This window comes from Agromyces albus (assembly GCF_004134825.1).
GTDB lineage: Bacteria > Actinomycetota > Actinomycetes > Actinomycetales > Microbacteriaceae > Agromyces > Agromyces albus.
This window is the reverse complement of record NZ_SDPN01000045.1, coordinates 19,646-31,255: the sequence shown is the minus strand read 5'-3', so window position 1 is coordinate 31,255 and position 11,610 is coordinate 19,646. Positions and strand designations below refer to the sequence as shown.

Sequence of the window (11,610 nt, the reverse complement as noted above, 5' to 3'; positions counted from 1 at the left end):
GACGCCGGCGGCACGGGCCCGGCCGACGCCGGGGGCGGCGCACTGGCCGAGGTCCCGCCCGTCGCGGCATCCGAGCCCGATCGTCCCTACCACCTGCCCGCCGCCTCGACCCTCGGCGCCGGTGCGCCGGCGAAGTCGCGGTCGGCTGCGAACGACGACGTCGTGCGTTCGATCACGGGAGTGCTCGACCAGTTCCAGGTCGACGCGAAGGTCACCGGGTTCTCCCGCGGGCCCACGGTCACGCAATACGAGATCGAGCTCGGCCCCGGCGTCAAGGTCGAGCGCGTCACGGCACTCTCGAAGAACCTCGCGTACTCGGTCGCGTCGAACGAGGTGCGCATCCTCTCGCCGATTCCGGGCAAGAGCGCCATCGGCGTCGAGATCCCGAACGCCGACCGCGAGATCGTCACACTCGGCGACGTGCTGCGCTCCGGCGCCGCGGCGAACGCGAAGCATCCGATGACGATCGGCGTCGGCAAGGACGTCGGCGGCGGCTATGTCGTCGCCAACCTCGCGAAGATGCCGCACCTCCTCGTCGCGGGCTCCACCGGCTCCGGAAAGTCGAGCTTCGTCAACTCGATGATCACGAGCCTCCTCATGCGGGCCACGCCGGCCGACGTGCGGATGGTGCTCATCGACCCGAAGCGCGTCGAGCTCGCACCCTATGGCGGGGTGCCGCACCTCATCACGCCCATCATCACGAACCCGAAGAAGGCGGCCGAAGCGCTGCAGTGGGTCGTGAAGGAGATGGACATGCGCTACGACGACCTCGCGTCGTTCGGGTTCCGCCACATCGACGACTTCAACAAGGCCGTCGTCAACGACGAGATCGTGCTGCCGGCCGGGAGCGAGCGGAAGCTCAAGCCCTATCCGTACCTCCTCGTGGTCGTCGACGAGCTCGCCGACCTCATGATGGTCGCCCCACGCGACGTCGAGGACTCGATCGTGCGCATCACCCAGCTCGCGCGCGCCTCGGGCATCCACCTCGTGCTCGCGACGCAGCGGCCGTCGGTCGACGTCGTCACGGGGCTCATCAAGGCGAACGTGCCGTCCCGACTCGCCTTCGCGGTCACGAGCGTCACCGATTCCCGCGTCATCCTCGACCAGCCCGGCGCCGACAAGCTCATCGGTCAGGGCGACGGACTGTTCCTGCCGATGGGCGCGTCGAAGCCCATCCGCGTGCAGGGCGCCTGGGTGACCGAGGCCGAGATCGAGAAGGTCGTCAAGCACGTCACACGGCAGGCGCGGCCCGACTACCGACCCGATGTCGCGGCCGTCGCTGCGCGCAAGGAGATCGACTCCGACATCGGCGACGACCTCGAGCTCCTCCTCGCGGCAGCCGAGCTCGTGGTCTCGACGCAGTTCGGGTCGACGTCGATGCTGCAGCGAAAGCTCCGCGTGGGCTTCGCGAAGGCCGGTCGTCTCATGGACCTGCTGGAGTCGCGCGAGATCGTGGGCCCTTCCGAGGGATCGAAGGCCCGAGACGTGCTCGTGACGGTCGAACAGCTGCCGGGCGTGCTCGCGCGGCTGCGCGGCGAGGAGCCGGCGGCGGCTCCTGCACCCGCGCCGTCGTCCCAGGGCGCAGGGTCCGGTGCCGGGGGCGGCTATCGCGAAGAGGCGTACGGCGCCCCAGACGATCGCTACGACGATGCCGTGGCCCGGTCGGCCGAGGGCATGCCCGAGGTGGAGGCGGAGTCCGACGATGACGCCTGGGGGCTCACGGGTCGCGATTGAGCGCTCGCCGTCCGCGGGCTCTCCACAGGGCCGTGGTCGCTGAAGCCGGCCCACGGCCGACCGCTATCCTTGGGCGTATGACCTCTCCCGCCGGCACCCCCAGGCGATCGGCGAACTGGAACCTCCCGAATGCGATCACGGTCGTGCGCATCCTGATGGCGCCGCTCGTCTTCTGGATGCTGTTCGCCGATGACGGCGCCGACGGCCCGTTGCGCTGGTGGAGTGCGGTGCTCTTCATCGTCGCGATCTCCACCGACTGGGTCGACGGCTGGCTCGCGCGATCGCGCGGCATCGTCACCGACCTCGGCAAGATCCTCGACCCGATCGCAGACAAGCTCCTCACAAGCGGCGCCCTCGTGTGCCTGTCCATTCTTGGCGAGTTGCCGTGGTGGGTGACCGCGATCATCGTCGTGCGCGAAGTCGGCATCACCGTGTGGCGCCTCGCGGAGCTGCGACAAGGCAATGTCGTGCCCGCATCCTCGGGCGGAAAGCTCAAGACCATCGTGCAGTCGGTCGCGATCTCGTTCGCACTCGTGCCGCTCTGGACGATCCTCGGCGACTGGGTGCACTGGGTGAACGGCGTCCTGATGACCGCGGCCGTGATTCTGACGGTGTGGTCGGGCCTGCTCTACGTGCGCGACGCCGTCGTGCTGGCTCGTTCGACGCGCTCAGGGCGATGACCGCGGGCGAACGGATGCCGCAGGCCGATCCGGAGTCCGTCGACCCGACCGCTCGCCTCATCGCCGAGCTCACGCGTCGGCAGTTGCGCATCGCCGTCGCCGAATCGCTCACGGGCGGTCTCGTGGTCGCCGAGCTCACTCGCATCCCCGGCGCCTCGCTCGTCGTGAGCGGCGGCGTCGTCGCGTACGACACCGCGATCAAGCGCTCGCTGCTCGGGGTCTCGCCCCAGCTCCTCGCCCGAGAGGGTGCCGTGCACGCCGATGTCGCCCAGCAGATGGCGACCGGCGTACGCATTGCCCTCGCCGTCGACGGCCGCGCCGCCGACATCGGCGTCGCGACGACGGGAGTCGCGGGCCCGGCAGATCAAGACGGGAAGCACGCCGGCACGGTGTATCTCGGCATCGCGATCGGCGATGGGGTCGAGTCGATCTCGCTCGACCTTCCGGGCGATCGCGCCGAGATCCGCACGGCGGCGGTGCGCGAGGCGATCGACGCCGTGCTGTCGAGGCTCGAGCGCAGCTGACTGGGCGGCATGCTGCGGCGCAGAAATTCAGCTCATTCGACTCAGCGGGTCTTCGACGCCGGCACCCGGTACCGGTGCTCGGGCCGTCCGGCCGAACCGTAGCGCGGCGCGACCTCCGCTGCGCCGGTCGCGACGAGATGCTCGAGGTAGCGCCGCGCGCTGACGCGGGACATGCCGAGCGATTCGGCGAGCTCGGCAGCCGAGACATCCGCGTCGCACTCGGCGAGCCCCTCGGCGACGCGCGCGAGGCTCACGGGCGAGAGTCCTTTCGGCAGGGCGGCGTGGCGGCGGGATGCCGCCCCGAGGAACTGGTCGACCCCGCGCTGGTCGAGGGTCGCGAGAGGTGCGGCCGCCTGGTCGGCGGCGATCCCGCGACGCACCTCCTCGAGTCGTTCAGCGAGGCTCGCACCCGAGAACGGCTTCACGAGATAGTGGCGCACGCCGAGGAGCCGGGCCTTCCGCACGGTGTCGAGGTCACGGGCAGCGGTCACGGCGATGACCTCGACGTCGTCGCCGGCGGCACGGACCCGGCGCAGCACGTCGAGGCCGCCGAGATCGGGGAGGTAGACGTCGAGCAGCACGAGCTGCGGTCGATGCAGTTCGATCGCGGCGATCGCCTCGGCGCCGGTGTGCGCCTCGGCGACGACGACGAATCCCGGCTGGGCGTCGACGAACGCGCGGTTCACGTGCGCGACGGCGAAATCGTCGTCGACGATGACGGCCCGGATGTCACTCATCGTCGCGCTCCGATCTGCTCGCTCGTCGTGGTGGGAGCGGCCGGCCTCCACGGAAGGCAGACGATGAACCGAGCGCCTCCGCTAGGCGACTCGTGAACGGCCGCCGAGCCGCCGAGGCGAGCGGCGACGCGCTTCACGATGGTGAGCCCGATGCCGCGGCGTGCCTTGCCGGGCGCCGCGGCCTTGTCGCTCACATCGGGCTCGAAGATCTGATCGCGGAGGCCCGCGGGCACGCCGGGCCCGTCATCGTCGACTCGCACGACGAGGACGCCGGGTTCGAGGTCGTCGCGGATCGAGAGGGTGATGGATCCGCCGAGCACACACGCCTCGATGGCGTTGTCGAGCAGATTGCCGACGACCGTCAGGAGCTCGGTGCGCGGCATGTCGTCGCCGGCGGCGTCGAGGTGCGACTCGTGATCGAGTTCGAGGCCGAGCCCGAGCTCTTGCGCCCGGCTGCGCTTGGCGAGCACGAGCGCAGCGGTCTCGACGTCGCCGATGCCGTTGTGCTCGTCGAGCGCCGAGAGCGCTCCGCCGCTGCCGACCCGTTCGATGAACGCGACGGCCGCCTCGACGTGGCCGAGCTCGAGCAGGCCGCTCACGACGTGCAGCTTGTTCGAGAACTCGTGCGATTGCGCGCGCAACCCGTCGGCGAGGCCCTGGGCGCCCTCGAGCTCTCGCAGCATCGTCTCGAGTTCGGTGCGGTCGCGGAGGATCGCGATCGAGCCCACCTCGCGACCGTCGACCCGCACGCGGTCGCCGTGCACGAGCAGGATGCGCTCTCCGGAGAGCACCGGGGTCTCGCGATCCTCGCCTGACGCGATGAACCGGGCGAGCTCTCGATCGAGCGCCGACTCCACGTGTTCGCCGAGCACGGCTTCCGGATCCTCGAGGTCGAGCAGCCGGGCCGCGGCGTCGTTCACGAGCACGATCCGCTCGGTGTCGTCGACCGCGATGAGCCCCTCGCGAATCCCGTGCAGCATCGCCTCGCGGGTCTCGAGCATTGCGCGGATCTCCTCGGGTTCGAGTCCGTAGATGCGGCGCCGGATGAGGCGACCGATCCATGCCGAGCCCACCACGCCGACGACTGCGGCGATGACGAGCACGATGAGGAGCTCGCTGAGGCCCCCGAGGAAGTCCTCGCGCAAGTCGGACTCGAGGATGCCGACCGACACCTGCCCCATTACCTCGCCCTCATCGTCGAAGATCGGCACCTTCACGCGCCAGGATTCGCCGAGGGTGCCCGTCTGCGTGCCGACGTAGATCTCACCCGACAGGGGGATCGCGGGGTCGGTCGAGACCTTCTCGCCGATGCGGTCGGGGTTCGGGTGCGAGTAGCGGATGCCGAGGTCGTTCGCGACGACGACATACGTGACCTTGGAGGCGCGCCGGATGACCTCGGCGACGGGCTGGATGGTCGATGACGGGTCGTCGTCGTCGAACGCATCGGTGATCGCGGGCAATCCCGCGACCGATTGCGCGACCGCGATCATGCGGTCTTGATAGGCCTCGCGCAGTTGTCGCTCCTGCAGCCACACCGCCGTGAGCCCTGTGCCGACCACGGTGATGAGCACGATGGCGACCTGCAGCAGCAGGAGCTGCATGCCAAGCGTCATCGACCGGCCCACTCATCAAGTGTGCCCCACCGATCCGGACGTCAGCACCGGAGGGAGTGACCAATATGACCGTAAAGACTAAAATGACCAGTACGACCCTTATGTCCGCAGCCTTCCACGGGCGGGCACATCCTCCTAGCGTCATCCGCACATCGATCGTTCTGCCCGCGGATGGACTCGGGCGCTCAAGGAGGAGAATTTTGCGATCACACAGCAGGCCGCGCACGTCGGCCGCAACCACTGGACTACGGCGAGGAGCTGCGTTCCCCGCCCTCGCAGGTGTCGGCATCGCCGCGATGCTCGGCCTCGCCGCCTGCACGCCGACCGGCGACACCGGCGGGGACGCTGATGGCGAAGCGGTCTCGCTCGACTCCGTGAGCCTCATCGCGCCGGCCGACCCCGGCGGCGGCTGGGACCAGACCGCACGCGCGATGTCGGAGGTGCTCACCTCGGAGGACCTCGTGGGCTCGGCCCCCGTCGAGAACATTCCCGGTGCGGGTGGCACCGTCGGCCTCGCCTCGCTCGCGAATGAGCGGGACCCCGCGACACTCATGGTCATGGGCCTCGTGATGGTGGGTGCGGTCGAGACGAACGCCTCGGACGTGCGCATCGAGGATGTCACGCCGATCGCGAAGCTCACCGAGGAGGCGCTCGTGCTCGTGGTGCCGGCGTCCTCGCCCTACAAGACCACCGAGGACCTCGTCGACGCGATCGTCGAGGACGGCGCTGCAATCTCGGTCACGGGCGGTTCAGCGGGCGGCGCCGACCACATCCTCGCGGGCATGCTGCTCACCGAGGCGGGCGTGGATCCGGCCGACATCCCGTCGACCCTCAACTACATCCCGAACGCGGGTGGCGGCGAGGCGGTCACGATGCTGCTCGGCAACACGGTGCAGGCGGGCATCTCGGGCGTCGGCGAGTTCGTCGAGCAGATCGAGGCGGGGGAGCTCCGCGCCCTCGCGGTCTCCTCGCCCGAGCCGGTCGAGCTGCTTCCCGACACGCCCACCCTCATCGAAGAGGGCTACGACGTCGAGCTCACCAACTGGCGAGGCGTCGTGGCGCCGACCGAGGCATCCGACGCCGACATCGAGGCGCTGACCACGCTCGTCACCGAGATGCACGACTCCGAAGGCTGGGCGGCGACGCTCGAGGAGCGGGGCTGGGCCGACGCGTTCCTCGTCGGTGACGAGTTCCAGACCTTCCTCGATGGCAACATCGCCGAAGTGACGGAGACGCTCAAGACGATCGGCCTGGTCGAATCATGACCGGTCAGGCACCGGCTCCCCTCGACGCCTCGGCGTCGGGGGGAGCCCGCGTGCCGCGCAGCGCCCGCACGCCCATCGGCGAGTACGCGTTCGCGGCAGTCTGCGCGGCGCTCGGCGTGTACGCGATCGTGGGTGCCGGATTCATCCGGGTGCCGCCCGGGTCGGCGAGCGTGCTCGGTCCCCGCGTGTTCCCTTACGGTGTGGGAATACTGCTCGTCGTGGCGTCCCTCGTGGTCATCGTCCAGGTCGTTCGCGGGCACCGCGGAGTCCCCGACGAAGGGGAGGACGTCGATCCGGATGCCCCCACCGACTGGGTCACCGTCGCGAAGCTCATCGCGTTCTTCCTCTCCCAGCTGGTGCTCATCGAGCTCGCTGGGTGGCCGATCGCCGTCACCGTGCTCTTCGGCGGGGCGGCGTGGTCGCTCGGTGCGAAGCGGTGGTGGGTGGCCCTGCTCATCGGGCTGGGACTCGGCCTCGTGACGCAACTCGTCTTCGGCGGCTGGCTGGGGCTCTCGCTGCCCGCCGGCCCCCTTCTCGACTGGATCCCGATCTTCCATGGATAGCCTCAACGCACTGCTCGAGGGCTTCGCCACCGCGCTCCAGCCCCAATACCTCCTCTATGCACTCTTCGGGGTGTTCATCGGCACCGCCGTCGGCGTGCTTCCCGGCATCGGGCCGGCCATGACGGTCGCGCTTCTCCTGCCGCTCACCTACACGCTCGACCCGACCGGTGCGCTCATCGTGTTCGCGGGCATCTACTACGGCGGCATGTACGGCGGCTCGACGACGTCGATCCTCCTCAACACGCCGGGGGAGTCCTCCTCGATCGCCACCGCGCTCGAGGGCAATCGCATGGCGAAGGCCGGGCGCGGAGCCGCTGCGCTCGCGACCGCCGCGCTCGGTTCCTTCGTCGCGGGCACGATCGCGACCGTAGCGCTCACGTTCCTCGCCCCCGGCATCGCGAGACTCGCGGTCCAGCTCGGGCCCGCCGACTACTTCGCGCTCATCGTGGTCGCCTTCCTCACGGTGGGTGCACTGCTGGGTTCGAGCGTGCCGCGCGGGCTCGTCTCCCTTGGCCTGGGCCTCATGCTCGGCCTCGTCGGCACCGAGGTGCTGAGCGGCCAGCAGCGATACACCCTGGGTATCCCGACCCTCTCCGACGGCATCGATGTCGTCCTCATCGCGGTCGGTCTCTTCGCGCTCGGCGAGGCGCTCTACGTGGCATCCCGCCTTCGCCATGGGGCGGTCGCCGTCATCCCGGTGACTCGCGGACGACACAACCGGATGTCCCGCCGCGACTGGGCCCGCTCATGGCGCCCATGGCTGCGGGGCACGGCGATCGGATTCCCGATCGGCACCATCCCTGCAGGCGGTGCGGATGTCGCGACCTTCCTCTCCTATGCGACCGAGCGCAAGCTCGCCAAGGGCGGTGCGAAGGCCGAGTTCGGTCGCGGCGCGATCGAGGGTGTCGCCGGACCCGAGGCGGCGAACAACGCGGCCGCAGCAGGCGTCCTGGTGCCCCTGCTCACCCTCGGCCTGCCGACGACCGCGACCGCGGCGATCATCCTGTCCGCGTTCCAGACGTATGGCATCCGACCCGGCCCGCAGCTCTTCGAGACGCAAGCGGGGTTGGTCTGGGCGCTCATCGCCAGCCTCTACATCGGCAACGTCATGCTGCTCGTGCTGAACCTGCCGCTCGTGGGCATGTGGGTGAAGGTGCTCCGGATTCCGCGGCCGTACCTGTACGCGGGCATCCTCTCGTTCGCCGCGCTCGGTGCGTACGCACTGCACTTCAACGTGTTCGACACGCTCATCCTGCTCGTCATCGGACTCATCGGATTCCTCATGCGGCGGTACGGCTATCCCGTGGCGCCGATGGTCGTCGGCGGCATCCTGGGGCCGATGGCGGAAGAACAGTTGCGCAAGTCCATGGCCATCAGCCAAGGCGACCTCCTGTACCTCGTGCACAGTCCGTTCGCGATCGTCGCCTACGCAACACTCGCGCTCATCATCGGACTGGGTGTCTGGTTGAAGCGGCGCAAGGCGCGCCTGGAGTCAACCCCCACTCTGGTGCCCACGGGTGCGATCACCGCCGTCGATGAGCGCGAACCCGAGAAATCCTGAGCTGAACGGGCCTGGCGGGCGTGCGGAATAGTCTTCGTGAACACCCTGTTACATGTGGCAGGTTCACACGGAAGGCCCAGTGTGCGACGCTAGATTAGAAGACACGGGAAGTCCGAAGTGACCGAACTTCCCGTTCTGATACCCGGCGGAGTCGCAAGGCGGAGAGAAGGAGGTTCCGATGGTTCTGGTTCGACAAGAGATCGGCGATGTGCTGAGGGACTTCCGTCTGCAGAAGGGCCGCACCCTTCGGCAGGTGGCGAGCAAGGCAAGCGTCGCGCTCGGATACCTGAGCGAGGTGGAGCGCGGCCAGAAAGAGGCCTCCTCCGAGATTCTCGCTTCGGTGGCCGACGCCCTCGACACGCCCATCTCCGTGATCATGCACGAGGTCGGAGACCGCATCGCGGTTCTCGAAGGCCTCTCGGTGGTGCCTGACAGCCTGCCCGACGAGCTCGTTGCCGAGTTCGACGCAGACATGATGGTCCGCTGACCCAGTTCGTTCCAACGCATCGGCCGGTCCTCGGACCGGCCGATTGCATGCCCGGAGGCACCCGTTGAGACTGAGCGAGTTCCAGATCGCCGTCGAAGAGGAGTTCGGGCCCGGCTACGCCGGCGTGCTCGTGAACGACCTGGTGCTCGCGACGCTCGACGGGCGCACGGCCCGCGAGGCGCTCGCCGACGGCGTCGATCCGCGCTCGGTGTGGCTCGCGCTCTGCGATGCCGCCGACGTGCCGCCTGCTCGCCGGCACGGCGTCGGCCGGCGGCGCCAGCCCGGCTCGCATGACGCCCGCGGTGCCGGCTGACGCTCGCCTGACCCTTGCTGCTGGCGGTCTCTTCCATCATGACCACCGCCCGAAGACGTGTTCGACACGCGGGCGATCCTTCGAACATGCGTTCGGTTCCTGCGATAGTCTCCTCAACAGCAGGAGGAACGGCGTTTCCCTCCACATCCCCGTCGAACACGGCGTCGGATGTCGGTGGTCGGCCATACGGTCGAAGCGTCGGAACACACCGCAACCGCCTTGTCGCGAGACGCCGCGGGTCACGGCCCGCAACGTGGAACGACAGCCTAGAGGCAGCAACGTCGAGCATCAAAGGAGCCAGCAAATGCCATCAGCAGCAGATCGCGAGAAAGCACTCGAGACCGCGCTCGCACAGATCGACCGCCAGTTCGGCAAGGGGTCGGTCATGCGGCTCGGCAGCGAAGACCGGGCTCCTGTGGAGGTCATCCCAACGGGATCGATCGCCCTCGACGTCGCCCTCGGCGTCGGCGGCCTCCCTCGCGGCCGAATCATCGAGATCTACGGCCCGGAGTCGTCGGGCAAGACCACGCTCACGCTCCACGCCATCGCCAACGCGCAGCGTGCGGGCGGCATCGCGGCGTTCGTCGACGCCGAGCACGCGCTCGACCCCGACTACGCCAAGAAGCTCGGCGTCGACATCGACGCCCTCCTGGTCTCCCAGCCCGATACGGGCGAGCAGGCGCTCGAGATCGCCGACATGCTCGTGCGTTCCGGCTCGATCGACCTGATCGTCATCGACTCGGTCGCGGCCCTCGTGCCTCGAGCCGAGATCGAGGGTGAGATGGGCGACTCGCACGTCGGTCTCCAGGCCCGGCTCATGTCGCAAGCACTCCGCAAGCTCACAGGTGGTCTCAACCAGACCAACACCACGATGATCTTCATCAACCAGCTCCGCGAGAAGATCGGCGTCTTCTTCGGAAGCCCCGAGACGACCGCCGGCGGTAAGGCGCTCAAGTTCTACGCCTCGGTGCGCCTCGACATCCGACGCATCGAAACGTTGAAAGACGGCACCGAGGCGGTCGGCAACCGCACGCGTGTCAAGGTCGTGAAGAACAAGATGGCTCCGCCGTTCAAGCAGGCCGAGTTCGACATCCTCTACGGCATCGGCATCTCGCGTGAGGGCAGCCTCATCGACTACGGCGTCGACCAGGGCATCGTGAAGAAGTCGGGTGCGTGGTACACGTACGACGGCGACCAGCTCGGCCAGGGCAAGGAGAACTCGCGCAACTTCCTCCTGCAGAATCCCGACATCGCCCTCGATATCGAGCGCAAGATCCTCACGAAGCTCGGCATCGGCGAGGCCGGCGCCGCTGCGGCCGAGAAGCCGTCGAATGTCGAGCCGATCGCGCCCAAGCTCGGGCGCAAGGGCGCCTGACACTGTTCTGCACGACGACCGGGGAGAGGAGCGACACATGAGTGATGAGTCATCGGAGCACCTCGCCCCGGTCTCGTACCTGCCATGGGCGACGCCGGCAGGGGAGGCACAGCGAGCATCGCCCGTGTCCCGAGCCGAGCCCGAGGAGTCGTCGGCGCCCGAAGCGGCGGCGGAGCGTCCTCAGCGTCGGGAGTTCGGTGGGCAGAGTCGACTCAGTCGGCGATCACGCCTTGCCGCCGTCGGTGACGACGACGAGCGCACCGAGTCGGAGTCCGGTGCTGAGCGCGATGAGCGCATCGACCGGCTCGTCGTATCGCGGCTCCGGCGGTCCGCGCTTTCGATCACCGAGGTGCGATCGGTGCTCGTCGAGCACGGCCTCGACGAAGTCGAGATCGAGGAGTGGATCGAGCGCTACGAGCGACTCGGCTATCTCGACGACGCCCGGCTCGCCGAGCAGGTCGTGCACAGCCATGGTGCGCGTCGCGGCAAGGGGAGCGGCGCCATCATGCAAGAACTCGGGCGACGCGGCGTCGATCCAACGGCCGCGCGCGCCGCCGTCGATGAGCTCGATCCCGAGGTGGAACGTGAGAACGCCCACGCGGTCGCCGAGCGACGCGCTCGCCAGCTCACCGGACTCGATCGCAAGACGGCCGAGCGCCGCCTGTCGGCGTTCCTGCAGCGGCGGGGGTACCCCGGCGATGTCGTGCGTGAGGCGGTGTCGTCCGCGCTCGCAGCCCCAGGCTCGTAAACTGGTGCGA

Annotated in this window: 12 protein-coding genes; 10 read left to right on the top strand and 2 right to left on the bottom strand. The window is 68.9% G+C overall.

Annotated features, from left to right (window positions below; translation table 11 throughout):
* From ESP51_RS17345 to ESP51_RS17335, 3 genes are all read left to right on the top strand, one after another.
* On the top strand, positions 1-1,734 hold a 1,734-nt coding region (locus ESP51_RS17345), incomplete at its 5' end, for a DNA translocase FtsK (protein ID WP_164990579.1).
* Positions 1,735-1,811: 77 nt separating this feature from the next.
* Positions 1,812-2,414: a CDP-diacylglycerol--glycerol-3-phosphate 3-phosphatidyltransferase gene (gene pgsA / locus ESP51_RS17340; RefSeq protein ID WP_129522147.1), complete on the top strand. Its 603-nt coding sequence runs from the start codon at positions 1,812-1,814 to the stop codon at positions 2,412-2,414.
* On the top strand, positions 2,411-2,938 hold the full coding sequence (locus ESP51_RS17335) for a CinA family protein (protein WP_241843236.1): 528 nt from the start codon (positions 2,411-2,413) through the stop codon (positions 2,936-2,938). The genes pgsA and ESP51_RS17335 overlap by 4 nt, the downstream gene beginning before the upstream one ends.
* A gap of 41 nt (positions 2,939-2,979) precedes the next feature.
* Here ESP51_RS17335 and ESP51_RS17330 read toward each other — a convergent pair whose 3' ends face one another.
* Both ESP51_RS17330 and ESP51_RS17325 read right to left on the bottom strand, forming a co-directional pair.
* On the bottom strand, positions 2,980-3,675 hold the full coding sequence (locus tag ESP51_RS17330; protein WP_129522146.1) for a response regulator: 696 nt from the start codon (positions 3,673-3,675) through the stop codon (positions 2,980-2,982).
* Entirely contained in the window at positions 3,672-5,288 is a 1,617-nt protein-coding gene (locus ESP51_RS17325) for an ATP-binding protein (protein WP_129522145.1), read from the bottom strand. Before ESP51_RS17325 ends, ESP51_RS17330 begins: the two co-directional genes overlap by 4 nt.
* Before the next feature lie 200 nt (positions 5,289-5,488).
* On the opposite strand from ESP51_RS17325, the gene ESP51_RS17320 reads away from it, so the two are divergent.
* The 7 genes from ESP51_RS17320 (at position 5,489) to ESP51_RS17290 (ending at position 11,600) form a co-directional block, all read left to right on the top strand.
* Complete coding sequence (locus ESP51_RS17320; RefSeq protein ID WP_241843235.1) at positions 5,489-6,553, top strand: Bug family tripartite tricarboxylate transporter substrate binding protein; 1,065 nt, start codon at positions 5,489-5,491, stop codon at positions 6,551-6,553.
* Positions 6,550-7,116, top strand: a complete 567-nt coding sequence (locus ESP51_RS17315; RefSeq protein WP_129522144.1) for a tripartite tricarboxylate transporter TctB family protein — start codon at positions 6,550-6,552, stop codon at positions 7,114-7,116. Before ESP51_RS17320 ends, ESP51_RS17315 begins: the two co-directional genes overlap by 4 nt.
* Entirely contained in the window at positions 7,109-8,677 is a 1,569-nt protein-coding gene (locus tag ESP51_RS17310) for a tripartite tricarboxylate transporter permease (protein WP_129522143.1), read from the top strand. The genes ESP51_RS17315 and ESP51_RS17310 overlap by 8 nt, the downstream gene beginning before the upstream one ends.
* A 178-nt stretch (positions 8,678-8,855) precedes the next feature.
* The gene (locus tag ESP51_RS17305) at positions 8,856-9,164 is read left to right on the top strand and encodes a helix-turn-helix domain-containing protein (RefSeq protein WP_022893434.1); all 309 of its coding nucleotides are present in this window, start codon (positions 8,856-8,858) and stop codon (positions 9,162-9,164) included.
* Between the two features lie 64 nt (positions 9,165-9,228).
* Positions 9,229-9,477 carry a DUF3046 domain-containing protein gene (locus ESP51_RS17300; RefSeq protein WP_129522142.1) on the top strand — a complete coding sequence of 83 codons (249 nt, stop codon included), beginning with the start codon at positions 9,229-9,231 and terminating at the stop codon, positions 9,475-9,477.
* Between the two features lie 304 nt (positions 9,478-9,781).
* Positions 9,782-10,852, top strand: a complete 1,071-nt coding sequence (gene recA / locus ESP51_RS17295; protein WP_129522141.1) for a recombinase RecA — start codon at positions 9,782-9,784, stop codon at positions 10,850-10,852.
* 37 nt (positions 10,853-10,889) lie between these two features.
* Positions 10,890-11,600 (top strand): regulatory protein RecX, encoded by a 711-nt coding sequence (locus ESP51_RS17290; protein WP_164990578.1) that lies wholly within the window; start codon positions 10,890-10,892, stop codon positions 11,598-11,600.
* The last annotated feature ends 10 nt before the right edge of the window (positions 11,601-11,610 follow it).

Bases quoted from the DNA above. Each gene is read 5' to 3' on its own strand.
- pgsA (WP_129522147.1), top strand. From the start codon at position 1,812: ATGACCTCTCCCGCCGGCACCCCCAGGCGATCGGCGAACTGGAACCTC.
- ESP51_RS17335 (WP_241843236.1), top strand. From the start codon at position 2,411: ATGACCGCGGGCGAACGGATGCCGCAGGCCGATCCGGAGTCCGTCGAC.
- ESP51_RS17330 (WP_129522146.1), bottom strand. From the start codon at position 3,675: ATGAGTGACATCCGGGCCGTCATCGTCGACGACGATTTCGCCGTCGCG.
- ESP51_RS17325 (WP_129522145.1), bottom strand. From the start codon at position 5,288: ATGACGCTTGGCATGCAGCTCCTGCTGCTGCAGGTCGCCATCGTGCTC.
- ESP51_RS17315 (WP_129522144.1), top strand. From the start codon at position 6,550: ATGACCGGTCAGGCACCGGCTCCCCTCGACGCCTCGGCGTCGGGGGGA.
- ESP51_RS17310 (WP_129522143.1), top strand. From the start codon at position 7,109: ATGGATAGCCTCAACGCACTGCTCGAGGGCTTCGCCACCGCGCTCCAG.
- ESP51_RS17305 (WP_022893434.1), top strand. From the start codon at position 8,856: ATGGTTCTGGTTCGACAAGAGATCGGCGATGTGCTGAGGGACTTCCGT.
- recA (WP_129522141.1), top strand. From the start codon at position 9,782: ATGCCATCAGCAGCAGATCGCGAGAAAGCACTCGAGACCGCGCTCGCA.
- ESP51_RS17290 (WP_164990578.1), top strand. From the start codon at position 10,890: ATGAGTGATGAGTCATCGGAGCACCTCGCCCCGGTCTCGTACCTGCCA.